Origin of the sequence: Methylobacterium mesophilicum SR1.6/6 (assembly GCF_000364445.2) — a bacterium.
In the GTDB taxonomy this organism is placed as follows: Bacteria; Pseudomonadota; Alphaproteobacteria; order Rhizobiales; family Beijerinckiaceae; genus Methylobacterium; species Methylobacterium mesophilicum_A.
On record NZ_CP043538.1, the window covers coordinates 4,211,765 to 4,235,426 of the forward strand.

The window sequence follows — 23,662 nt, forward strand, 5'->3', positions numbered from 1 at the left end:
TCATGCCCCGACCGGGCCGGCATGGCCCCCTTCCAGATAGGCGGCCTTGACGTTCGGATCGTCGAGCAGCGCGCGGCCGGTCCCGCTCATCGTGACCCGGCCGTTGACCAGCACATAGCCGCGATGGGCGAGTTTCAGGGCGTGGTAGGCGTTCTGCTCGACGAGGAAGATCGTCATGCCGTCGGTGCGGTTCAGCTCCCGGATGGCGTCGAAGATGCCCTTGACCACCAGCGGCGCGAGGCCGAGGGAGGGCTCGTCGAGCAGCAGCAGGCGCGGGCGGCTCATCAGGGCGCGGGCGATGGCCAGCATCTGCTGCTCGCCCCCCGACATGGTGCCGGCGCGCTGGTTGAGGCGCTCCTTCACCCGCGGGAACAGGGCGCAGACCTTCTCCAGGTCCTCGGCGAAGAAGCGCCCGTCATGGAGCGCGGCGCCCATCTGGAGGTTCTCGTAGACGCTCATGCGCGGGAAGACCCGGCGGCCCTCCGGCGACTGGGCGATGCCCAGCCGGGCGATGGCGTGGGTCGGCAGCCGGGTGATGTCGCGCCCGTCATAGGTGATGGTACCGGAGCGCGCCTGCGGGCTTCCGAAGATCGTCATCATCAGGGTCGATTTGCCGGCGCCGTTGGCGCCGATCAGCGTGACGATCTCGCCCTCGGCCACATCGAGATCGACCCCCCGCAGGGCCGCGACGCTGCCGTAATAGGTCGAGACGTCACGCACTGCGAGGAGTGGGGGCTTCCTGCCCGCCTGGATCGCCCGGGTCTCCTCGACCAGGACGTTGATGCCGGCGACGCTCATGCGGACGCCCCCGTGTGGGCGTCGTCCGCGTGCGGCACGGTGATCCCGACCTCGGCCTCCACGGCCTCCACCTCCTCGTCCTCGACGCCGAGATAGGCGGCGATCACCTTCGGGTCGGCCCGCACCTCGGCGGGGGAGCCGTCGGCGATCTTCACGCCGTAGTCGAGCACGACCACGTGGTCGGAGATCTCCATCACCACCGACATGTCGTGCTCGATCAGGAGCACGGAGGTGTCGTGCGCGTCGCGGATGTGGCGCAGAAGCCCGTTGAGTTCGGCGGACTCGCGCGGATTGAGGCCCGCCGCCGGCTCGTCGAGGCACAGAAGGACCGGATCGGTGCACATCGCCCGGGCGATCTCCAGCCGCCTCTGCGCGCCGTAGGGCAGGGCGCCGGCCGGGTCGTCCGCGCGCTTCATCAGGTCGATCCGGTCGAGCCACGCCTTGGCGCGCTCGATCGCGGCGCCTTGCGCGTCCCGGTAGGTCTTGAGGCCGAGCAATCCCAGGATCGTGTAGCCCGAGGCGCGCATCAGCGGCGCGTGCTGGGCGACCAGCAGGTTCTCCAGCACGGTCATGCCCTGGAACAGGCGGATGTTCTGGAAGGTGCGGGCCACCCGGGCGGTGCGGTTGACCTTGTGGTTGGGCAGCCGCTCCAGCAGGTGCGCTGTGCCGTCGGCGTGGGCCAGCGTCAGCATCCCCTCGGTGGGTTTGTAGAAGCCCGTGATGCAGTTGAACACGGTGGTCTTGCCGGCCCCGTTCGGCCCGATCAGGGCGGTGATGTCGCCGCGGCGCGCCTCGAAGGACAGGTCGGAGACGGCGGTGAGGCCGCCGAACCGCATGGTCAGATGCTCCACGGCGAGCACCGGCGGGGTGGCGCTCGCCGCCGGGACGTCCGGATGCGCCGCCATCAGCCGTGCCCCTCGCTCACGTGCGCGCCCGACACGGCGCGGCGCTCGCCGAGCGACACCGAGGGCAGCCGCACCGAGATCAGCCCGCGCGGTCGCCAGACCATCATGGCCACCATGGCGAGCCCGAACAGGAGCAGGCGGTACTCGCTGGGATCGAATCCTTCGCCGAACACGGCCTTCAGGAAGCCGAGGTTGCGCAGCATCTCCGGGCCGCCGACCATCGCCACGGCGGCGATCGCGACGCCGACCTGGCTGCCCATGCCGCCCAGCACGACGATCGCCAGGATGATGGCGCTCTCTAGGAAGTTGAAGCTCTCCGGGCTGATGAAGCCCTGGCGCACGGCAAAGAAGGAGCCGGCCACGCCCCCGAAGGCCGCGCCGAGCGCGAACGCGGTGAGCTTGGTCGCCGTCGTGTCGATACCCAGCGAGCGGCAGGCGATCTCGTCCTCGCGCAGGGCCTCCCAGGCCCGCCCGATCGGCAGGCGGCGCAGGCGCAGGGTCACGAAGTTGGTGATCAGCGCGAGGGCGAGGATCAGGTAGTACAGGAAGACGAGCCGATGCATCGAGTCAAACGGGATGCCGAAGGTCGCCGCGAACCCGTCCTCGCCCGCCGTGAAGGGGATCCCGAAGAAGGTCGCCCGCGGGATGGAGGAGATGCCGGCCCCGCCCCCGGTCACGTCGGTCCAGTTGATCAGGACGAGGCGGATGATCTCGCCGAAGGCCAGGGTCACGATGGCGAGGTAGTCACCGCGCAGGCGCAGGACGGGGAAGCCGAGGATCATGCCCCACAGGCCGGCGAACAGGCCGGCGAGCGGCAGGCAGATCCAGAAGGACAGGCCGAAGGTGGTCGAGAGCAGCGCATAGGAATAGGCCCCGACCGCGTAGAAGGCGACGTAGCCGAGGTCGAGCAGGCCGGCGAGACCCACCACGATGTTCAGACCCCAGCCCAGCATCACGTAGGTGAGGATCAGGATGCCGAGGTCGATCCAGTAGCGCGCCGAGGACAGGCCGCCGGTGGCCAGGGCCGCGAGGATCGGCAGGGTCAGGGCGACGGCGATGAACAGGATGAGGCCGACCTTCGAGGTCTTCTGGCCCGCGTCGGGCTCGCCGTGGACCGCCTCGGTCGCTTGGGCCGGGGAGGGGGTCAGCGCCCGCCGCGCGTCCCGGCGCAGGAGCACGAGCCGCTGGACGATGCGGGCCACGAAGATCGCCGCGCAGAGCGCCGCCACCAGCCCCCAGCGGGGCACGAGCACCAGCTCGCTGCCCGGTCCGGGATCCGTGCGGTAGGCGATGATCGGCACGCACAGGCCGAAGGTGACCAGGGCGTAGAGGGCGGCGTCGCGCAGGATGCCGGCCATCGCCGAGCCGGGGAGCGCGGTCTGGGAGCCGGCCATCAGACTTTCTCGACCTCGGGCCGACCCAGGATGCCGGACGGCATGAAGATCAGCACGATCGCCAGGATCGAGAAGGCGGCGACATCCTTGTACTCGATGGAGAAGTAGGCGGACCAGAAGGTCTCGATCAACCCGATGATCAGGCCGCCGAGCACCGCGCCCGGCAGGGAGCCGATGCCCCCGAGGACCGCCGCGGTGAAGGCCTTCACGCCGGGCACGAACCCGTCCGAGAAGGACACGACGCCGTAATACATGAGGTAGAGGACACCCGCGACGGCCGCCAGCGCGGCGCCGAGCACGAAGGTCAGGGAGATCGTGCGGTCGACGTCGATCCCGAGGAGCGCCGCCATCTTGCGGTCCTGCTCGCAGGCGCGCTGGGCGCGGCCGAAGGGCGTGCGCTGCACGAGGTACCAGAACCCGGTGAGCAGCACGGCGGTGACCCCCATGATCAGCACCTGCTTCCAGGCCAGGAACACCGCGTAGCCGTCCCGCTCGAACAGGGTGATGCCGCCCGACAGCATCGGCGGGGTCGGCTTGTTGCGCGCGCCCTGCACCACCTGCACGAAGTTCGACAGGAAGATCGAGACGCCGATCGCCGAGATCAGCGGCGCCAGCCGGAACGAGCCGCGCAGGGGCCGGTAGGCCACCCGCTCGATCGCCCAGCCCCACAGGGCGGTGAGCGCCATGGCGACCACCAGCACCACCAGGAAGGCGAGGGCGATGGAGCTGATTCCGAGCCAGACGGTGAGCAGCAGGAAGGTGATCAGCGCGATGAAGCAGGACACCATGAAGACGTCGCCGTGCGCGAAGTTCACCATGCCGATGATGCCGAACACCATCGTGTATCCGATGGCGATCAGGCCGTAGATCGACCCGAGCGTCAGCCCGTTGATCAACTGCTGTACGAAAACGTCCATGGACTCCTGCGCGCGCTCGTTTCTTCTGCCGCCCGCGTCCGGCGCAGGCGGATCGTCGCCGCAAGTCTCGTACCGCAAGCGTAGCCACCCGGCCACCGGTTTCATCGCGGCCGAAGCGTCGCGCGAAAACAGTCGACGGCGCCAGTAACACCCTCCGACGGGGTTGCGTCTGGCGTAGTTCGTGCTTCACGTTAACGAACTTTAATGCTCGCTCATCCCGGGCACCGGCAGGGAGCAGTACCGATGTCTGGTTCGCGGCTCACGACGATGATCTTCGTCGGCATGCTTCTCGGGATCGCGGTGGGCTACGCCTGCAGCATCACGTGGCCCGATCCGCAGACCGCCAAGGAGATCGCGGGCTACATCGCGCTGGTGTCCGACGTGTTCCTGCGGCTGATCAAGATGATCATCGCCCCGCTGGTGTTCTCGACCCTCGTCGTCGGCATCGCGCATCTCGGCGATACCGCCTCGGTCGGCCGCGTCGGCGGCAAGGCGCTGCTGTGGTTCGTCGGCGCCTCGTTCTGCTCGCTGATGCTGGGCCTGATCCTGGTCAACATCATGCAGCCGGGCGTGAACCTGAACCTGCCGCTGCCCGATGCGGGCGCCGGCACGGGCCTCAAGGCGGCCTCGCTCTCGCTCAAGGAGTTCGTCACCCACCTCGTGCCGAAGAGCGCCGTCGAGGCGATGGCCAACAACGAGATCCTGCAGATCGTGGTCTTCTCGATCTTCTTCGGCGTCGGCCTCGCGGCGCTCGGCGAGAAGGGCCGCCTGCTCGCCCAGGGCATCGAGGGCCTCGCCGACGTGATGCTGAAGGTGACCGGCTACGTGATGATGTTCGCCCCCGTGGCGGTGTTCGCCGCCATCGCGGCGACGATCACCACGCAGGGCATCGGCGTGCTCGTCACCTACGGCAAGTTCCTGGTCGAGTTCTACATCGGCCTCGCCGTGCTCTGGGCGCTGCTGATGGGCGTCGGCTTCCTGTTGCTCGGCGGCGGCATCGTCCGGCTGTTCAATCTGATCAAGGAGCCCTTCGTGCTGGCCTTCTCGACCGCGTCGAGCGAGGCCGCCTACCCGAAGATGCTGACGAACCTGGAGAAGTTCGGGGTGCCGAACCGCATCACCTCGTTCGTGCTGCCGATGGGCTACTCGTTCAACCTCGACGGCTCGATGATGTACTGCACCTTCGCGGTAATGTTCATCGCGCAGGCCTACAACATCCCGCTGAGCTGGGGGCAGCAGCTCACGATGCTGCTGCTGCTGATGGTGACCTCGAAGGGCATGGCGGGCGTGCCGCGTGCCTCCCTGGTGGTGATCTCGGCGACGCTGACGCATTTCAACATCCCGGAGGCGGGCCTGCTGCTGATCATCGGCATCGACCAGTTCCTCGACATGGGCCGCTCGGCGACGAACGTGCTGGGCAACAGCGTCGCCACCGTGGCGGTCGCCAAGTGGGAGGGGCAGCTGACGACCACCGACCAGCGCCTCGACCATGTCGGCACCGTGCCCTCGCCGGCGGAGTAGCGGCGGGACGCGTCTCGGAGAGCGGGTGATGGCGATGCGGTCCGTCGCGGTTCTGGTGCTGGCCCTCTGGGGGGCGACCCCGGCTTGCGCCGTCGAGGTGCTCACCGGCACGCTCAAGGGCGTCGCCGAGCGCGGCGAGATCGTGCTCGGGTACCGGGAGAGCTCGGTGCCGTTCTCGTTCGTGGAGGGCAAGCGTCCGGACGGCAGCCCCCGGGCGGTCGGCTACGCCATCGACCTGTGCGGGGAGATCGCCGACGACATCCAGGCGGCGATCGGCCGGACCGTGAAAGTGCGCTACGAGCCGGTCACCGCCGAGACCCGCATCCCGGCGGTGACGTCCGGCAAGATCGACCTCGAATGCGGCTCGACCACCGCCAATGCCGAACGCCGCAAGCAGGTGGCGTTCTCGCCGGTGGACTACATCAGCGCGACGCAACTGCTGGTGAAGCGGGGCGGGGGCATCGGGTCCTACCGCGACCTCGGCGGCAAGACGGTCGTGGTCACCGCCGGCACCACCAACGAGAAGGCGGTGCGCGACCTGCTCGGCCGGCTCAAGATCGACGCGAAGATCGTGACGGCGCCCGACCATGCCGCCTCCTACGCCCTGGTCAAGGCCGGCAAGGCCGACGCCTTCGCCACCGACGACGTGCTCCTCTACGGGCTGATCGCCACCGACGCGCAGGACGGGGCGAACTACACGGTGCTGCCCGACAAGCTCTCCTACGAGCCCTACGGCATCATGTTCCGCAAGGACGATCCGGAACTCGCCGGGATCGTGAGCCAGACCTTCACGCGGCTCGCCGAGTCGCGGGCGCTGCGCTGGACCTACGAGCGCTGGTTCCTCAAGCGCTTGCCGAACGGCGAACGTCTCGACATCCCGATGTCGAACGACCTGCGGGTGAGCTTCCAGTCCATGGGGCTCGACGCGGGGGAGTGAGCGGAACTGGTCGGGGCGGGCGCCTCGCTTTCGCCCAACCGGCACGCGAGGAGAGGCGTCCCCGACCGCCTGTCTCAGCGAGCGTGCCTCCGCCCATGCTGATTGCCGCGCACCGCCTCAAAGGGCTCGCCCTTCTCGCCGCCGGCCTCGTCTGCGCGGCCTCGGCGGCCTCCGCCCACCCGCACGTCTGGGTGACCGCGAAGGCGCAGCTCGTCTACGAGGACGGCCGGCTCGTCGGCGTCCGCGACACCTGGAGCTTCGACCCCGAATACACGGCCTTCATCACACAGGGCCTCGACGCCAACAAGGACGGCACCCTCAGCCCGGAGGAACTCGCCGGGCTCGCCAAGGAGAACACCGCCAACCTCGCCGAATTCGGCTACTTCACGAAGCTGAAGGTCGGCGGCAAGGAGCAGGCCTTCGCGGATCCCAAGGAGCCGGCGGCGCATATGGAGGATCGGGCGCTGGTCATGACCTTCCTGCTGCCGCTGAAGACGCCCGTCCAGCAGGGCCGGGGCGTCGCCGCCCTGGAAGTCTACGACCCGACCTACTTCGTCGCCTTCTCGTTCGCCGAAGGGGCCGAGGCGGCGACGCTGGCGGGCGCCCCGCAGGGCTGCGCCGCCACCGTCACCCGCCCGAAGACCGAGCAGCCCAAGACCGCCGAGGCCGGCACGCCCGGGATGACCGAGGCGTTCTTCGAGGCGCTCACCACGGCCTCCACCTACGGCGTCCAGTTCGCCAGCCGGGTGCTCGTCGCGTGTCCGTAGGCATCGGGATCGCCGCGCCCGCCGGGACGGGGCGCCTCGGCCTGAGGCTCGGCCTCATGGCGCTCGCCGTGGGCCTCGCCGCCCTGCTGGCGGTTGCGATCGCGTGGCTCGTCGCGCCCGGCCTCACCGCGCCGCCGCCGCGCTCGCCTTTCGGCATCGGCTTCCGCGAGGCCGCCCCGGCGGCCACCGGGCTGGGCGGGATCATCCTGGCGCTGCAGGCGAGCTTTTCCCGCAGCCTCAATGCCGCGGTGAGCGCGCTCCGGGGCGGCGGCAGCTGGACCCCGCTGATCGGGATGGCCTTCGCGTACGGCGTCTTCCACGCCGCCGGTCCCGGACACGGCAAGGCGGTGATCGCCGGCTACATCGTTGCGGGCGAGCGGGCGCTCCGGCGCGGCTGCGCCCTCAGCGCCTGCGCCGCCCTGCTCCAGGCCTGCGTGGCCGGCGCGATCGTCGGCATCGGCAGCCTGATCCTCAACGCCACCGCGGCGAGCCTGACCCGGGCCGGGATGCTGATCGAGACCGTGAGCTTCGCCCTCGTGGCCCTGGTCGGGCTGGTGCTGACCTGGCGCAAGGCCGGGCGCCTCGCCCAGCTCGGCGCCGCCTGCGGCCCCGGCTGCAGCCACCTGCCCGGGCCGCAGGCGCTCGAGACCCTGGATTCGTGGCGGGCACGCGCGGGCGTGGTCCTGGCGGCGGGCTCCCGGCCCTGTGCCGGGGCCGTGCTGGTCCTGATCTTCGCGGTGTCGCAGGGCGTGCCCTGGGCAGGAGTTCTGGCAGTGCTCGCCATGGCGCTCGGAACGGCGCTCACCACCTCGGCGCTCGCCTCCCTCGCGGTCTTCGCCAAGCGCGCGGCGCTGCGGCTCGCGGGCGGGCGCGGACAGGCCGGAACCCTGGCCCTCGGCGGTTTGGAGCTGGTGGCCGCCGCCTTCGTGCTGGTGCTCGGGGTCGCGATGCTCTCCGGCCTCGCCCCGGGCCTCGCCGGCTGAAGGGCTCGCCATCGGGGCCGCGGCGTGCCACGCTGCACTCCGATACGGGAGAGCGCCGATGCACGCCGACTTCCAGACCATCCTGAACTGGCGCCTCCTCGCGGGATCCCACCCGTTTCCCGGCCCCGACGGCGGCACCTGCATCAACGAGGCGGCGATCGTCGCCGCAGGCCTGCCCTACCGCACGATCCGCTCCAGCGCCGATTGCCCGCCCTGCTTCTCGCGCCCGATCGCCGCCTACGCCCTCGGGCTCAACGACGCCATGCCGGACGTGGCGCGGCCGCAGCTCATGGCCTTCGTGCTGCGGCTCTCGGGCAGCGCCGACACGCCGGAGGTCGAGGCCGCGCGCACCCGGCGCCTGGCACTCGAGAGCGTCCGCCGGATTCTGGCGCCCCTCTGCACCCTCGCCGGCATGGACGAGGAGGCCGAGGCCTGCGCCGGGGCGCCGGATCTGCCCACCGCGATGGCGGCGGCGCAGGCGGCAGCTTGGTCGGGCGGAGCGCGCTCGCAGGCGGCCGCCCAGGCGCGGCGCTGGCGCGAGGGAGCGATCACCGCCGCAGCCTCCCGGACGGCGACCGCCGCGCGGCGGGCCGGGGATGACGCGCGCTGCGCCGCGGAGGTGGCCGAGGGGGCCGCGCCCTTCGTGCCCGGCACGTGGGCGCAGGCCTGTGCAATTCTCGAGGCCGCCCTCGCCATCGGCCGGCAGGCCCCGGAGATCGAACTGGCCGGCGCCCGGCAACGCCTCGACGCGGCGCGGGCGCGGGCGCGGGCCTGATCAGGCGGCGGCGGGCGCGGCGTCGAGATCGAAGTCGATGAAGCCGCAATTCTCCAGGAACGTGCCGGTGAGATGGTAGAAGAACGTCCCGTGCCCGACCACCGCGATGGTCGTCTCGGGCCGAGTCCGCAGCCAGTCCCGGAACGCCGCGACCCGGGCGTCGAACAGGGGGCGCGGCTCCACCGGGTAGCCGCCGACCTCGCAGCCGGGCTCCGCGTGCCACCAGACCTCGGGCAGGTGCCCGACATCGAGATGCGGGAATTCCGCGGCGATCTCCGAGGCCGCCCGGCCAACGTCGCAGCTGCTCTCCTGGCATTCCCGGTGAAGCACCTCCACCAGCACCCGCGGCCGGCGCGGATGCTCGCCGAACAGGATCGCGGCGGTCTCGATGGCCCGTGTCAGGGGCGACACCACCACCAGGTCGAACGGGATCGACCGCAGCCGGTCCCGCGTGGCCGCGGCCTGCGCCTGACCCAGCTCGGTCAGCCGCGCGTCCGGGAGGCCGGGATCGCCACCCCCGTGTTTGTGGGCGGCGTTGAAGGGGATTGCCCGTGGCGGATGCAGACGATGCGGGTCTTGTCCTGCATGGAACTCGGATGCGTGTTTCGGGAAGGGAGATCGGGACGGTCAGGCGAAGCGACCGCCGCGCTGGATGACCTCGATCTTGTAGCCATCCGGATCCGTGGCGAAGAAGAACCGGGCCAGCACCTCGTCGCCGTGCTTGAGCGTCTTCACGTCCGTGGCGGTGAAGCCCTGCTGCCGGTGGCGCGCGTGCTCGGTCTCCACGTCGTCGACCACGAAGGCGATGTGCCCGTAGCCGTCGCCGAGATCGTAGGGCTTGTCGCGACCCTTGTTCACCGTGAGCTCCAGCTCGAACGGCGAAGCGGGATCGCGCATGTAGACGAGGGTGAAGTCCGGGAAGTCGAACCGGCCGGAGACCTCAAGCCCGAAGGCACGGGCGTAGTAGTCGCGCGCGCGATCCTCCTCGAGGACGCGGATCATGGCGTGGACGGGCTTGGACATGCGCTTGCGGTTCCGTGAGCACTTCGGCGGCGTGCCGGGCCTCCTATGTGGCGCCGGCCCGCCCGCAGGGAAGACCGGACGGGCGCGGGCATCGCAACACCAAGCAGACCCCGCTGCCGCAACTGCGAACACGAAGCCCGCGCAATATATCTGGAGAGCATCGATCACTCACATGCGAGACTGAATAATAGATAGCCGATTTTAGTCGTTCCAGAAAATATACTCAGATCAATTAAGCAAGTTGAATATTAATATCTGATCAAATATAAGCAGGTTTCATGATTTAGTCCTGCTTTATGAATCGTCATGTCTTGACATGATCAATCGCTTAAGATCTTTTTTATGCACGATGACGATGGTCAGGCCAGAGTGCCTCCCGCCGCCAGTCGTCGATCCAATTTCGGGGCCTGAAGTCCGTGCTACGCCTGTCCAACATCAAAATTCTGCCCAAGCTGGTGGCCGTCATCGCCTTGATCAGCGCCATCGTCGGGGGCTGTATCTGGTACGCGCAGTCACGGATGACGACGATCGATGACGGGTACAGCCGCTTCATCGTCAACGAGGCGGCAGCCGTGGCCGAGGTACGGCGGCTCAATCGCCTGATCGTCGAGCTCAACTACGGCGTCTACCGGATCATCGCGGAGACCGCGCCGGATCAGATCAGCGCGGCCAACGACACCTTCGAGATGACGGTGCCCAAGCTGCAGGCGCTGATCCCGGCCCTTCGCGCGCACGCACCGACCTTCTCGGAGACGATCGACACGCAGGCCGCACGCATCGAGCGCTACCTCCGCGACGTGATCGAGGTGCGCCGGCTTGGCACCGCCAACCAGAACGCGGACGCGATCGCGCTGGTCCACTCGGCGATCGACCCGGTATTCTCCGGCCTGCTGGCCGACGGCAACAGGCTCGCCGACGAGATCAAGGCCTATATGGAGAAGAATTCGGACACCCCCACCGACCAGACCAACGCCACCCGCCGCACCCTGATCGCCATCAGCGCGATCGGCATGCTGGCCGGCCTGCTCGCGGCGGTCTTCATCGCGACGGTCGGCATCACGCGTCCGCTGGATCGCCTCGTTTCGGTCCTTCAGCGCAGGGCACAGGGCGAGATCGACGCCGGGATCAAGGAGGCGGCGCGCCGGGACGAGATCGGGGCGGTCGGCAAGGCGGTCGAGGGCATCAAGGCCATGGTCGCCCGCAAGGCCGCCGAGGAGGCCGAGGTCAAGCGGCAGGCGGACGAAGCCGCGGCAGCGGAGCGCAAGCGCACCATGCTGGAGCTGGCCGACGGGTTCGAGCGGGCGGTCGGCGGTATCGTCGGGATGGTCTCGTCCTCGGCGACCGAACTGCAGGCGACCGCCCAGACCATGACCGCCTCGGCATCCCAGACGGCGAGCCAGTCGACCACCGTGGCGGCGGCGGCCGAGGAGGCCTCAGCGAACGTCCAGACCGTGGCGGCGGCGGCCGAGGAGCTGGGCACCTCGGTGCAGGAGATCGGCCGGCAGGTCCTGGGCTCGGCCGACCTGGCGCAGACGGCGGTCGGCGAGGCGGACGAGACCCAGCACCTCGTGCAGGCCCTTAGCCAGGCGGCGACGCGGATCGGCGACATGGTCGGGCTGATCTCGAACATCGCCGGGCAGACCAACCTGCTGGCGCTGAACGCCACGATCGAGGCGGCCCGCGCCGGAGAGGCGGGACGGGGCTTCGCCGTGGTCGCCGCCGAGGTGAAGGAACTCGCGCAGCAGACCGCCAGGGCCACCGAGGAGATCAGCCAGCAGATCGGGCAGATCCAGGGCGTGACCGGTCAGGCGGTCTCCGCCATCGACGTGATCGCCGCCCGGATCCGCGAGATCAACGGGGTCGCGACGACGATCGCCGCCGCGGTGGAGGAGCAGGGCGCGGCGACGCAGGAGATCGTCCGCAACGTCTCGCAGGCGGCCACTGGCACGGAGCAGGTGACGAGCAACATCGGCGGCGTGGCCAAGGCTTCCGAGGAGACCGGCGCGGCGGCAGCCCAGGTGCTCGGAGCGGCGGGCGCGCTGTCGCGCCAGTCCGAGCATCTCGGCGCCGAGGTCTCCCGCTTCCTCGGCAAGGTCCGGGCGGCCTGAGCCCCGCTCAGGCTCCGATCCGCAGCACCTCCGTCCGGTCGCCGGCCTGCACGAAGGCGTCCGGGTCGGCGCCGGTCATCCAGACCTGCCCCGGCAGGGCCTCCAGCGCCTCGAACAGGCCGGCGCGCCGCCGCGGGTCGAGATGGGCCGCCACCTCGTCGAGCAGGATCAGGGGCGCGATGCCGCTCATGGCCCGCACCAGCCGGGCGTGGGCGAGGACGAGACCGATCAGCAGGGCCTTCTGCTCGCCCGTGGACGCCGTGCCGGCGGGCACGTCCTTGGGGCCGTGGCGGACCACGAGGTCGCTGCTCTGCGGCCCGATCAGCGTGCGCCCGGCGGCCCGGTCCCGGTGGCGGCCATTGCGCAGGGCGAGGCGGAAGCGGTCCTCGGCCTCGATGGCCGGCCAGACCGCCACGAGGTCGTCGAGGTCGCCCTCCAGGCGGATCGAGGCCCAGGGGAAGGGCTGCGCGTCGTCCCGGGTCTCGGCGATGAGCCGGTCGAGGCGCTCGGCGGTCTCCCGGCGGGCGAGCGCCACGGCGACACCCAGCTCGGCGACCTCCCGCTCCACCGCGTCGAGCCACCGGTCGTCGTCGGGCCGTTCCTCCAGCAGGCGGTTGCGCGAGCGCAGCGCCCGCTCCATCGCGGACACCCGCGCCCCGTGGCCGGCATCGACCGCCAGCACGAGTCGGTCGAGGAACCGGCGCCGGTCGCCCGCCGCGCCGCGGAACAGCCCGTCGAGGTCCGGAGTCAGCCAGACCACCCGGAGGAACTCGCTGAACGCCACGGGCGAGGAGGCGGGGGCGCCGTCGATGCGGCAGAGCCGGCTCGTGCGACCGTCGAAGCCCGGCGGCTCCAGCCCGGTTCCGAGCCGGTGCTCGGCGCCATCGCGATCGAGGGTGAGCGAGACCGCGAAACCGCCCGGACCGCCGGTGCGCGCCATGGTGGCGAACTCCGCCCGGCGCAGGCCGCGGCCCGGCACGAACAGGGAGATCGCCTCCAGCAGGTTGGTCTTGCCCGCGCCGTTCTCGCCGACCAGCGCGACGAACCGGGCCGCGGGGGTCAGTTCGAGGTCGGCGTGGTTGCGGAAATCGCGGGCGATCAGGCGGGTGACGCGCAGATCCGCCCCGTCGGGCTCGATCCGCGGATCGAGGATATTGCTCATCGCGGAACCGAGGGGTTGAGACGCACCGCGCTCAACAGTCCATTGCTGTCTGACATCCCATCCAATCACCTCATCCTGAGGTGCCCGCTTCAGCAGGCCTCGAAGGAGGGCTCCAGGATCCACATCGCCATCTGGAGGCCTCCTTCGAGGCCTCCGCTGTGCTCCGGCACCTCAGGATGAGGGCAGGAACGGGAGTAGCGCCGCAGCTTCACACCCGCATCGGCATCAGCACGTACAGCGCCGGCGCGCCCTCGCGGTCCTGGATCAGCGTCGGCGAGCCCGGATCGGCGAGCTTGAACAGGGCGGTGTCGCCCTCGAGCTGCGCGGTGATGTCGAGCAGGTAGCGGGCGTTGAAGCCGATATCGAGGTTGGCCGCCTCGTAGTCGACATCGAGTTCCTCGGTGGCGCTGCCCGAATCCGGGTTGTTCACCGAGAGCGCGAGGCGTCCCTCGGCGAGGCCGAGCTTCACCGCGCGCCCGCGCTCCGACGAGATGGTCGAGACCCGGTCCACCGCCTTGGCGAAGGCGTCGCGCTCGACCGTCAGCCGCTTGTCGTTGTTGGCCGGGATCACCCGCTGGTAGTCCGGGAAGGTGCCGTCGATCAGCTTGGAGATCAGCGTCAGGCCGCCCGCGAAGCGCAGGCGGATCTTGGCGGGCGAGAGGTCGACCGCGACACTCTCGCCGCCGTCGTCCAGAAGCTTCTGGATCTCGGCGACCGCCTTGCGGGGCACGATCACCCCCGGCATGCCGACGCTGCCCTGCGGGGCCGGGATCTCGACGCGGGCGAGGCGGTGTCCGTCGGTGGCCACCGCCCGCATCACCGGTCCGCCCTCGGTCTCCAGCGTGTGCAGGTAGATGCCGTTGAGGTAGTAGCGCGTCTCCTCGGTGGAGATGGCGAACTGGGTCTTGTCGATCAGGCGCTTGAGGTCGGCGCTCGCGATCTCGAAGCCGTGGGGCATCTCGCCGGCGGCGAGATCGGGGAAGTCGCCTTCGGGAAGGGCGCCCAGCGCGAAGCGCGAGCGGCCGGAGCGGATCGTCATCTGGCCGGATTCGCCGCCGGTCTCCAGCGAGACCTGCGCGCCCTCGGGCAGCTTGCGGACGATGTCGTAGATCACGTGCGCCGGCACCGTGGTGGCGCCGGGATCCGACACGTCGGCCGGGACGCTCTCGGTCACCTCGATGTCGAGGTCGGTCGCCCGGAGCTGGAGCCCGGAGCCCTCCGAGCGCAGGAGCACGTTGGACAGGATCGGGATCGTGTTGCGGCGCTCGACGACCCGGTGCACGTGGCCGAGCGACCTGAGCAGGGCCGCGCGCTCGACAGTGACTCTCATCGCAGTACTCAAGTGGTGGGGACGGCGCCGCGGCCGGCATCCGTCGCGGAATATGGCCGTTCAGCTTGGCGAAGGGGACCGGGGAACGCAAGGCCGGCGCGTGTGCGCCGCACAGCGAGCTCGGATCCGAAAGCAGGCCGCGGGTCGGGCGCCCAGGTCAGAGGCCCATGCCGAAACCGGCATACCTGCGCGGGCCGGGCCGTGCGAAAGCGCCGCAACCGACCCGAATCCCTGCCGTCCTCACGATCATGCTTCAGACCATCGACAGCGCGCCCCCCGCGCGCGCAACCCCGAGTGCCACCCCGAGCGCCGGCCGCATCCTCGCTGCGAGCTTTGTCGGCACGGCGATCGAGTTCTTCGACTTCTACATCTACGCCACCGCAACCGCCCTGGTGATCGGCCCGGTCTTCTTCCCGGCCGGGGCGCCCGGCGTGCAGCAGCTCAGCGCCTTCGCGACCTTCGCGATCGCCTTCATCGCACGCCCCGTGGGCGCGGCCCTGTTCGGGCATTTCGGCGACCGCGTCGGCCGCAAGGCGACCCTGGTGGCCTCGCTGCTGATCATGGGCATCTCCACGGTCCTGATCGGCTGCCTGCCGACCTACGCCTCGGCGGGCTGGTGGGCGCCGGCGGCCCTGAGCGTCCTGCGCTGCGGGCAGGGGATCGGGTTCGGCGGCGAATGGGGCGGGGCGGCCCTGCTGGCCGTCGAGAACGCGCCGCCCGGTCGGCGGGCGTGGTACGGCATCTTCCCGCAGCTCGGCGCGCCGGTCGGCTTCATCCTGGCCAATCTCGGCTTCCTGGCGCTCAGCTTCGGCCTGTCGCCCGAGAGCTTCCAGGCCTGGGGATGGCGCCTGCCGTTCCTGGCCTCGGCGGCGCTCGTCGGCGTCGGGCTCTACGTGCGGCTGAAGCTCACCGAGACGCCGGCCTTCCGGGCCGCGCTCAGCCAGGCGCATCCGGAGCGCGTGCCCTTCGCCACCATGCTGACGCAGCACGGGCGCGCGGTCCTGCTCGGCACCTTCGCGATGGTGGCGGTCTACGCGGTGTTCTACCTCTCGACCGTGTTCGCGCTGGGCTACGGTACCGGCACCCTCGGCTATGGCCGGCCGACCTTCCTGCTGTTCGAGTGCATCGCGGTCTGCTTCATGGCCCTCGGCACCGTGGCGTCGGGCGCGGCGGCGGACCGCTTCGGGCGCCGGCCGGTCCTGCTGTCGGGCATGGCCGCGACCTTGCTGCTGGGCTTCCTCATGGGGCCGATGCTGGGCCACGCCGCTGGCAGCGGGACCTGGCCGCCGGTGCTGGGCTTCCTCTGCCTCAGCCTCCTGACCATGGGCTGGGTGTTCGGGCCGATGGGCGCCGTCCTGCCCGAGCTGTTTCCGACCCGCGTGCGCTACACGGGCGCTTCGGTGACCTACAATCTCGCGGGGATCCTGGGCGCGTCCGGCGCGCCCTACATCGCGCAGGAACTCGCGGCCTATGGCGGGATCGGCTTCGTCGGGTTCTATCTGGCGGCCGCCGCGATCCTCAGCTTCCTGGCGGTCCTGGCGATGCCGGAGACGGCCGAGCGCTGACCGATCGACGTCGGCCTGCCCGCCGGCCGGCCCCGGGAGGCCGGTCGCGTCGGGACGGCATCGTCCGCGACGCGCGGCGAGCTCAGGACGCCGGGACCCGCCCGGCGACGCCGCCTCCGAGCGTGTCCAGCAGCGAGGACCGGGCGCGACTCACCCGGCTCTTCACGGTGCCGACCTGGCAGCCGAGCTTGGTCGCCGCCTCCTCGTAGGTGTGGCCCTCCGCGCCGACGAGGAGCAGCGCCTGCCGCTGCGCGGCCGGAAGGTCGCCGAGCCGCTTCCACACGACCTTGAGGGTGCTGGCATCCTCCTGATCCGACGGGCTGGTCAGCTGGCTCGCATGCGTCCCGTCCACGTCCTCGATCTCGCGCCGCGTCTTGCGCAGGTCTGAATAGAACTGGTTGCGGAGGATCGTGAACAGCCACGCGGTGAAGTTGGTGCCGGGCCGGAACCGCTCCTGATTGGCCCAGGCCTTGACGAAGGTCTCCTGCACGAGGTCGTCGGCCCGGTTCACATCTCCGGCGAGCGACAGCGCGAAGGTGCGCAGCGCCGGCAGCGCCTTGATGATGTCGCTGCGGAAATCGAAGGCGACGACCTGGCCGTGCGCCGCGACAGCCGCCTCGAAGCGTGCCAAGAGGGCGCCGAGCTGGGCGGGCAGAGGCTCCCGCTCCACAACCTTGAAATACTCGCGGATCGGCAGCGCGAGGTGCTGACCGATGGCCGAGGCGTAGCCGCCCGCGTGCCGGTCGGGCCCCGCCTCGGCAGTCAGGTTCGCGGCTTCTTCATTCATGACCGTATCCTGCCCCCTTCGCTGGTATACTGGAACCGGTCTAACGTGGGTATCGGCATAATTCTGAACCGATGCCAAACGCTCCCGAAAATCTCGGGCAACTTGCGTATCGCCACGCGGTGGTATCGATTGATATAACGGCTCCGTTCGTAGCGGCGGGATGCGGGACGCGGGACGCGGGAGGACGATGCAGGTTGCGCATCGTCGGGAGAGCTGAATGAGCCACGACCATGCGCACGGGGCGCACGACCATCACCATGGCAGCGACCTCTCGCCCGTGGAGGCGCGGGTGCGGGCACTCGAATCCCTGCTGACCGAGAAGGGCTACATCGATCCGGCAGCCCTCGACACCCTGGTCGAGCTCTACGAGACGAAGGTGGGCCCCCACGCGGGCGCCCGCGTCGTGGCCCGTGCCTGGGTCGATCGCGAATACCGCGCGCGGCTCCTGGCGGACGCCACGCCGGCGATCGCCGAGCTCGACATCGGTGGTCGGGGCGGGGAGCACATGGTGGTGGTGGAGAACACCCCCGAGATCCACAACCTCGTCGTGTGCACGCTCTGCTCCTGCTATCCCTGGCCGGTGCTCGGCCTGCCGCCGGTCTGGTACAAGGCGCCGCCCTACCGCGCCCGGGCGGTGATCGACCCCCGGGGCGTCCTGGCCGAGTTCGGGGTGACTCTTCCGGAGACCACCCGGATCACCGTCTGGGATTCCACCGCTGAGACCCGCTACATGGTCCTGCCGATGCGTCCCGCCGACACCGAAGGCCTGGACGAGACGGCGCTCGCCGCCCTGGTCACGCGCGATTCCATGATCGGCACGGGCCTGCCCAGGGGCATTCCAGCGCTGCCCGCGGAGATGCCAATATGAATGGCGCCCAGGATCTCGGCGGCGCGCACGGGTTCGGGCCCGTGGTGCCGGAGCCCGACGAGCCGGTCTTCCACGCCGATTGGGAGCGCCGCGTCTTCGCGATGGCGCTCGCCATGGGCTTCACCGGCGCCTGGAACCTCGACGGCAGCCGCGCCACCCGGGAATCCCTGCCGCCGGCCGAGTACCTCGCCTCGAGCTATTACGAGATCTGGCTGAAGGCCCTGGAGAAGCAGGTCGCCGCCGCCGGACTGGCCACACCCGCCGAGATGGCGGCGGGCGCGGCCTCGGCGCCGGCCAGGCCTGTCGCCCGGGTGCTGGCCCGCACGGGCTTGGAGGAGCGTTTCCGGGCCGGATTTCCGAGCAGCCGCGTCGCCGATGCGCCAGCCCGGTTCGCGCTCGGCGACACGGTCCTGGCCCGCAACGTCCACCCGACCGGCCATACGCGGCTCCCGCGCTACGTCCGGGGCCGGCGCGGCCGGATCGCGCGCGTCGACGGCGTCTTCGTCTACCCCGATACCAGCGCCTACGGGGCGGGCGAGAACCCGACCTGGCTCTACACGGTCGCGTTCACGGCGCAGGAATTGTGGGGTTCGAGCGGCGATCCGGACGGTGTCGTCACGGTGGCCGCCTTCGAACCCTATCTGGACCCCGCGTGAGCGAGCCGAGCCCGAGCGCCTTCGCCGCGCCCTGGGAGGCACAGGTCTTCGCTATGGTGGTCTCCCTTCAGGAGGCCGGCCTGTTCACGTGGTCGGAATGGGCGCAGCGCCTGGGCCGCGAGATCCGGCCAGCCGGCGGCACCGAGCGGCCGGCCGATTATGGCGCGTGGCTCACGACGCTGGAGACGATCCTGGCCGAGCGGGGCGTGGCGGCGCACGACACCGTCGCGGCGCGCGCGGCAGCGTTTCTCCGGGCCGCCGAGGCGACGCCGCACGGCGAGCCGATCCGGCTGGAGAACGACCCGCTCTACCGGCCCTGATCGTCCGCCCCGCGCCCGCGATCGCAGCATTCGCCGACTGCGTCCGGATGTGCAGACCGAGATCGAAGCAATACGGCTCATAAAGAAATACTCAAAGTATTCTCCCGTCCATTTCGTTACTGTCATTATAATGTCTGTCTTTCAGTCGTTGCATAACATCGACAAGGCGGCCTTGACTTTAAAATTTGCTTTTCCTATCGGTCCGATCTCGATCATAGCTCGAGACGACCGACATGCTACGTATATCGATCCGCAGTGTGTTGATCTCGATAACATTATTACTGAGCGTTTCGGCTCTCTGCACGCCGATCTACGAGTTGTTCCTCGTCGATCAGGCACGGAGCGCGGCGCGAACAGTCGCCGCCGATGCGGTGGTCGGTCAGGACCTTTTCTCGAGCCGGATTCGGTTCCGGTTCGAGTGGGGCTACAGCCGTTTGGCCCTCACCGACGCCCCGGAGGTGATCCGCGGCTACCGGAAGGAGATGTTCAATGATCGCCGTCCGGAACTCGACGACAGTCTCGCCGCGACCGTGAAGGGTATGTCCGCGGGATCCGAGCCCGCCTTCCGGGATGCGGCGCGGGCGCTGGCCGGATCGTTCGAGGCCTGGAAGCGTGCGCGTCCTGAGATCGACCGCGCCATGGACCTGCCAGTCGCCGAACGCGACGGGACCCTGGCCAGGCGCCTCACCGAACTCGGGCTGGACGTCACCAGCCGGCTGGAGGCGGCGGCCGCACTGCTGGAAAGGCAGATCCGGATCCTCGACCCGGGCCAGGGATCGATGCTGGATGCCAACGCGGCCGTCTGGATGGCGCGCACCAACAGCGGGAACGAAGGGGTCGCGCTCTACAACGCCGTCTTCAACCACCGTCCCCCGAGCGAGGCGGAGCGCAGGGAACTCCGTGCGACCAGGATCCGCGCGGAGACCGCCTGGACGGTGGCCGGTCAGATCCTGTCCGCGGCGGCCGCTCCCGAGAGTGTCACCGCGGCCTATCGCGCCGCGAACGACGGCTACTTCACCGGTCCCTTCAACCGTCTGCGCACAGGTCTGATCGGCATGATCGTCGATGGTGGCGGGAGCCTGACCGGGGACGAGATCAAGTCGTGGCAGCAGGATCAGATCAAAGGCCTGATCCTGATCGACGAGACCGCCACGGCGATCATGAAGGCCGTCGGCGCGCAGGCCCAGCTGCACGCGCAGGAGGCCACGCAGGCCTTCCGGATCTTCTTGACGATCGCGGTGGTCGCGCTGGCGCTCTCCGGAGCCGCGGCGTGGATCATCCATTTCCGCGTCGTGCGCGGGGTCGTGCACCTTTCGGAGGCGATGCGGTCGATCGCGGGCGGCGCCGCGGAGACGCAGATCCCCGGACTCGGCCGCAGTGACGAGATCGGCGCGATGGCCGCCGCCGTGGGTGTCTTCAGGGACAACCTGATCCGCACCCGGCACCTGGAGGCCGAGGCGGAGGAGGCGCGACAGGCGGCCGAGACACAGCGCCGGACCGGGATGCGCCAGATGGCCGAGGGCTTCGAGCAGGCGGTCGGCGGCATCATCGGGCAGGTCTCGGCCTCGGCGACGCAGCTTCAATCCACCGCCCGGACCATGACCGCCACCGCCGACGAGACCGCCATCCAGTCCTCCGCCGTGGCGACCGCCGCCGAGGAGGCGGCCGGGAACGTGGGAACCGTGGCGGCGGCGGCCGAGGCACTGGGCTCGTCCGTTCAGGAGATCGGCCGGCAGGTGCAGGGCTCGGCGGAACTCGCCCGCCTGGCGGCCTCGGAGGCCGATCAGACCGGCGCGCTGGTCCAGGACCTCGCGGGCGCCGTCGGCCGGATCGGCGACGTGGTCGGGATGATCACCGCGATCGCGAGCCAGACCAACCTGCTGGCTCTGAACGCCACCATCGAGGCCGCCCGGGCCGGCGAGGCCGGCCGCGGCTTCGCCGTGGTGGCGGGCGAGGTGAAGGATCTTGCCGGCCAGACCGCCAAGGCCACCGAGGAGATCGCCAACCAGATCACCCGGGTGCAGACCTCGACGGACCAAGCCGTGACGGCGATCGCCGGGATCACCGCGCGGATCCGGGAGATCGACGGCGTGACGGCGAGCGTCGCGGCGGCGGTGGAACAGCAGGGCGCGGCCACCCAGGAGATCGTGCGCAACGTCGGCCACGCCGCTCAGGGCACGGGCGCGGTGACCGGCACCATCGCGGGCGTGGCGGTCGCGGCCGAGAAGACCGGGCGGGCAGCCAGCCAGGTGCTCGGCGGAGCCTCCGAGCTGTCGCGCCAGTCCGACCATCTCGCGGCCGAGGTCCGACGCTTCCTGGCCAGTGTCCGTGCGTCCTATGCGATCTCGGCGACGCAGGTCGAGCGGGTCCAGGCCAGCTTCGCGAAGGTGCGGCCGATCGCCGACACGGCGGCCGACCTGTTCTACGAACGCCTGTTCGCGATCGCGCCGCAGGTCAGGCCGCTCTTCCCCGCGGACATGACCGTCCAGAAGCGGAAGCTGATGGCCATGCTGGCGCTGGCGGTCGCCAATCTGGACAAACCCGAGGCGCTGGTCTCGGCGGTGACCGATCTCGGGCTCCGGCACCGGGGCTACGGCACGCACGAGGCCCATTACGAGGCGGTCGGGGCGGCCCTGCTCTGGACCCTGGAACAGGGTCTTGGCGCGGACTTCACGCCGGAGATTCGGGAGGCGTGGGCCGAAACCTACGGCGTCGTGGCCGGCCTCATGAGATCGGCCGCGACCGCCGAGGCGGCCTGAGACGGCACCGAGCCGCAGCCGGCGAGGCTCGGGATCGGAACCGTCCGGGGCAACGCGCCTACCGTGCCTCGGTCCGCAGGCCGTCGAGGGGGACCGGAGCCGCGTGGGACCGGCCGCTCATCAGCTGGTCGAGAAGCGCCAGAACCTCCGGCCGCCCACAGTTTCGCGCGGGCTCGAACGGGGTCCAGGTCTGGAGGAAGTCGAGGCGCTCGAACACGTCGCGGTAGCGGCGCAGCTCGCCCGGGGTGAGCGGTACCCCGCGCACGAAGGCCTTGTGGGCCGAGATCGTGGTGGCCCGGCGGAAATCCGCGGGATCGAGTTCGAACTTCAGCGCATCGCCGCAGAAGCAGATCTTTCGCGACCGGTCGAAAAGGACCGCATGGCCGTCGAAATGGCCGGCCGTGCGGTGCAGTTCCAGGCCCGGCAGCGGCTCGAGGAAGTCGTCGTAGGGCCAGCTCACCTGAAGCGCCGCGCTCCAGGTGAAGTCGGCCGCCGGCAGGCAGAGTTCCGGATCGAACCGGTCCTGAAGCTGCGGCAGCGCCCCGTAGGAGTGGGGGTGCGAGGCCGAGAGCACCGCCATGCCGCCGAGCCGCTCGATCTGGTCGAGGGCGGCGTCGCTGAAGACCGGGCAGCCCTCGAACCCCATATTCCCGTGCTCGGTCTGGATCAGGTAGGCGGAGGGCCCGATGCCGGAGACCGGCTCGTTCCAGAAGCGCCACACGCCCGGCTCCAGCTCCTGCCAGTGGCACGGGAATGCGTCCTGCGCCTCCCGCGCGGTGCGGAAGCGCCAGCCATCCTGCGGGACCACGTGGCGGGCGTCGAGACAGAGCGGGCAGGACGACGGAGCCTCGAAATGGCGCTGCCAGAACCCGCAATTGTCGCAGGTATAGGCGGGCAGCTTCAGGGCGCCCGCGAAGGGCAGATAACCGGGCATCGTTCGCGAACCTTCCTCGGGCACTCGACCAGCAGGCAACGCTACATAGCGCAGCCGTCAGCGCCGGCCCTCCAGTCGGCGCGGCGCGGCGCGCGCGGCGTGGACCGCACCGGCAAGCCCGACCAGGGCGAGCCCGGCCAGACCACCGACCAGGAGGTCGCGGGTCCGGCTCGTGACGAATTCCGACCGGCTCGCCTTGGTCCGACCGGAGAATCGCCCGTCGATCCCGACCGGGCCCGGCACGGCTTCGTAGAGATTGCCCTCCATCGCGGGGATGGTCTCGTCGGACAGCTGCGCCGACCACATGGAGGCGGCCTTCCGGTCGGCGAGCGCCGGCGCCAGCGCCTGGGCGGCGGCCATCATCATCGATGACCGCCCGACCCAGACCTCGCGGCGCGGGTGCTCGACCGCATACAGGATCGCCTCGGCGCAGAGCCGCGGGTCGAAGACCGGATCGGGCGCGTACTGGCGATGCCCCGTCCGGTTGCGCGCCCAGTTGAACTGGGGCGTGTTCACCGCCGGCAGATAGATCACGCTGAGGCTGACATTGACCCGGTCGTGGAGCAGCTCGCAGCGCAGGGCGTCGGTGAAGCCGGAGACCGCGAACTTGGCGGCGCAGTACGGCGCCTGCAGTGGCGCCGCTCGGATCGCGAGGCCGGACGAGACCTGGATGATCGCGCCGCGGTCGCGCCGCTTCATGAAGCGCAGGGCCGCGAGGGTGCCGTAGACCTGACTCAGATAGGTGGTCTCGGTGACACGCCGGTACTCCTCCGCGGTGATCCGGTCGGCCGGGTTCACCACGGTCGACATGGCGTTGTTCACCCAGGCGCGGATCGGGCCGAGTTCGCGCTCTACCGTCGCGGCGGCGGCGTCCACCGCCTGTGGGTCGGCGACGTCGGCGCTGATCGCCAGCACCGGCTGACCGTAGGCGGCCAGTGCCCGTTCCGCTGCGGACAACCGGGCCGGCTCGCGGGCGATCACCGCCACGGACCACCCCCGCGCCGCGAAGGCATGCGCGGTGGCGAGCCCAATCCCGGCGCTCCCCCCGGTAACGACCGCAACCCGTGCCATGCCCACCTCACCACCGTCGAAGGATCGAACCGCCAACACGGCGCGGGGGACTCGGTTGCGCCGCCGGACCCTGCCGTAACGT

The 23,662-nt window shown here is 70.3% G+C and carries 21 protein-coding genes and 1 pseudogene; 11 read left to right on the plus strand and 11 right to left on the minus strand.

Features of this window, described 5'->3' with window-relative positions:
• From MMSR116_RS20200 to MMSR116_RS20215, 4 genes are read right to left on the minus strand one after another with little or no spacing between them, the layout of a single operon-like run.
• Positions 1-798 carry an ABC transporter ATP-binding protein gene (locus MMSR116_RS20200; RefSeq protein ID WP_010687505.1) on the minus strand — a complete coding sequence of 266 codons (798 nt, stop codon included), beginning with the start codon at positions 796-798 and terminating at the stop codon, positions 1-3.
• Positions 795-1,703 (minus strand): ABC transporter ATP-binding protein, encoded by a 909-nt coding sequence (locus MMSR116_RS20205; protein WP_010687506.1) that lies wholly within the window; start codon positions 1,701-1,703, stop codon positions 795-797. The genes MMSR116_RS20200 and MMSR116_RS20205 overlap by 4 nt, the downstream gene beginning before the upstream one ends.
• A complete protein-coding gene (livM, locus tag MMSR116_RS20210) occupies positions 1,703-3,097 on the minus strand; it encodes a high-affinity branched-chain amino acid ABC transporter permease LivM (RefSeq protein ID WP_010687507.1) in 1,395 nt (464 codons plus the stop codon). The genes MMSR116_RS20205 and livM overlap by 1 nt, the downstream gene beginning before the upstream one ends.
• The gene (locus MMSR116_RS20215; protein ID WP_010687508.1) at positions 3,097-4,014 is read right to left on the minus strand and encodes a branched-chain amino acid ABC transporter permease; all 918 of its coding nucleotides are present in this window, start codon (positions 4,012-4,014) and stop codon (positions 3,097-3,099) included. The genes livM and MMSR116_RS20215 overlap by 1 nt, the downstream gene beginning before the upstream one ends.
• Before the next feature lie 243 nt (positions 4,015-4,257).
• Here MMSR116_RS20215 and MMSR116_RS20220 point away from each other — a divergent pair, with 243 nt between their 5' ends.
• From MMSR116_RS20220 to MMSR116_RS20240, 5 genes are all read left to right on the plus strand, one after another.
• Positions 4,258-5,535, plus strand: coding sequence for a dicarboxylate/amino acid:cation symporter (locus MMSR116_RS20220; protein ID WP_010687509.1), 1,278 nt, complete (start codon positions 4,258-4,260; stop codon positions 5,533-5,535).
• A 28-nt stretch (positions 5,536-5,563) separates the two neighbouring features.
• Positions 5,564-6,472 carry an amino acid ABC transporter substrate-binding protein gene (locus tag MMSR116_RS20225; RefSeq protein WP_010687510.1) on the plus strand — a complete coding sequence of 303 codons (909 nt, stop codon included), beginning with the start codon at positions 5,564-5,566 and terminating at the stop codon, positions 6,470-6,472.
• A gap of 95 nt (positions 6,473-6,567) precedes the next feature.
• Positions 6,568-7,239, plus strand: a complete 672-nt coding sequence (locus tag MMSR116_RS20230; protein WP_010687511.1) for a DUF1007 family protein — start codon at positions 6,568-6,570, stop codon at positions 7,237-7,239.
• On the plus strand, positions 7,230-8,222 hold the full coding sequence (locus MMSR116_RS20235) for a nickel/cobalt transporter (protein ID WP_010687512.1): 993 nt from the start codon (positions 7,230-7,232) through the stop codon (positions 8,220-8,222). The genes MMSR116_RS20230 and MMSR116_RS20235 overlap by 10 nt, the downstream gene beginning before the upstream one ends.
• A gap of 58 nt (positions 8,223-8,280) precedes the next feature.
• Positions 8,281-8,997 carry a hypothetical protein gene (locus tag MMSR116_RS20240; RefSeq protein ID WP_010687513.1) on the plus strand — a complete coding sequence of 239 codons (717 nt, stop codon included), beginning with the start codon at positions 8,281-8,283 and terminating at the stop codon, positions 8,995-8,997.
• Here MMSR116_RS20240 and MMSR116_RS20245 read toward each other — a convergent pair.
• Together MMSR116_RS20245 and MMSR116_RS20250 are read right to left on the minus strand one after the other, a co-directional pair.
• Positions 8,998-9,584: pseudogene (locus MMSR116_RS20245) on the minus strand (histidine phosphatase family protein).
• 40 nt (positions 9,585-9,624) lie between these two features.
• Positions 9,625-10,020, minus strand: coding sequence for a VOC family protein (locus tag MMSR116_RS20250; RefSeq protein ID WP_010687515.1), 396 nt, complete (start codon positions 10,018-10,020; stop codon positions 9,625-9,627).
• A 416-nt stretch (positions 10,021-10,436) separates the two neighbouring features.
• Between MMSR116_RS20250 and MMSR116_RS20255 the strand changes: the two genes are divergently transcribed.
• Positions 10,437-12,128 carry a methyl-accepting chemotaxis protein gene (locus MMSR116_RS20255; RefSeq protein ID WP_010687516.1) on the plus strand — a complete coding sequence of 564 codons (1,692 nt, stop codon included), beginning with the start codon at positions 10,437-10,439 and terminating at the stop codon, positions 12,126-12,128.
• A gap of 7 nt (positions 12,129-12,135) precedes the next feature.
• Here the strand turns inward: MMSR116_RS20255 and recF are convergent, their stop codons facing one another.
• Both recF and dnaN read right to left on the minus strand, forming a co-directional pair.
• Entirely contained in the window at positions 12,136-13,290 is a 1,155-nt protein-coding gene (gene recF / locus MMSR116_RS20260; RefSeq protein WP_010687517.1) for a DNA replication/repair protein RecF, read from the minus strand.
• A gap of 208 nt (positions 13,291-13,498) precedes the next feature.
• The gene (gene dnaN, locus MMSR116_RS20265; RefSeq protein ID WP_010687518.1) at positions 13,499-14,620 is read right to left on the minus strand and encodes a DNA polymerase III subunit beta; all 1,122 of its coding nucleotides are present in this window, start codon (positions 14,618-14,620) and stop codon (positions 13,499-13,501) included.
• Between the two features lie 248 nt (positions 14,621-14,868).
• Here dnaN and MMSR116_RS20270 point away from each other — a divergent pair, with 248 nt between their 5' ends.
• A complete protein-coding gene (locus MMSR116_RS20270) occupies positions 14,869-16,185 on the plus strand; it encodes an MFS transporter (protein ID WP_051072328.1) in 1,317 nt (438 codons plus the stop codon).
• An 82-nt stretch (positions 16,186-16,267) separates the two neighbouring features.
• Here MMSR116_RS20270 and MMSR116_RS20275 read toward each other — a convergent pair whose 3' ends face one another.
• Positions 16,268-16,972, minus strand: coding sequence for a sigma-70 family RNA polymerase sigma factor (locus MMSR116_RS20275; RefSeq protein ID WP_010687520.1), 705 nt, complete (start codon positions 16,970-16,972; stop codon positions 16,268-16,270).
• Positions 16,973-17,189: 217 nt separating this feature from the next.
• Between MMSR116_RS20275 and nthA the strand changes: the two genes are divergently transcribed.
• The 4 genes from nthA to MMSR116_RS20295 all read left to right on the plus strand — a co-directional run bounded on the left by nthA (position 17,190) and on the right by MMSR116_RS20295 (position 21,575).
• Positions 17,190-17,840, plus strand: a complete 651-nt coding sequence (nthA, locus tag MMSR116_RS20280; RefSeq protein ID WP_010687521.1) for a nitrile hydratase subunit alpha — start codon at positions 17,190-17,192, stop codon at positions 17,838-17,840.
• A complete protein-coding gene (gene nthB, locus MMSR116_RS20285; RefSeq protein WP_010687522.1) occupies positions 17,837-18,496 on the plus strand; it encodes a nitrile hydratase subunit beta in 660 nt (219 codons plus the stop codon). Before nthA ends, nthB begins: the two co-directional genes overlap by 4 nt.
• On the plus strand, positions 18,493-18,816 hold the full coding sequence (locus MMSR116_RS20290) for a nitrile hydratase accessory protein (protein WP_039894940.1): 324 nt from the start codon (positions 18,493-18,495) through the stop codon (positions 18,814-18,816). The genes nthB and MMSR116_RS20290 overlap by 4 nt, the downstream gene beginning before the upstream one ends.
• Positions 18,817-19,049: 233 nt before the next feature.
• A complete protein-coding gene (locus MMSR116_RS20295; protein ID WP_010687524.1) occupies positions 19,050-21,575 on the plus strand; it encodes a methyl-accepting chemotaxis protein in 2,526 nt (841 codons plus the stop codon).
• Positions 21,576-21,633: 58 nt separating this feature from the next.
• On the opposite strand, the gene MMSR116_RS20300 is transcribed toward MMSR116_RS20295, so the two are convergent.
• Both MMSR116_RS20300 and MMSR116_RS20305 read right to left on the minus strand, forming a co-directional pair.
• Entirely contained in the window at positions 21,634-22,509 is an 876-nt protein-coding gene (locus tag MMSR116_RS20300) for an MBL fold metallo-hydrolase (protein WP_010687525.1), read from the minus strand.
• Between the two features lie 57 nt (positions 22,510-22,566).
• A complete protein-coding gene (locus MMSR116_RS20305; protein WP_039894941.1) occupies positions 22,567-23,580 on the minus strand; it encodes an SDR family oxidoreductase in 1,014 nt (337 codons plus the stop codon).
• Between the last annotated feature and the right edge of the window lie 82 nt (positions 23,581-23,662).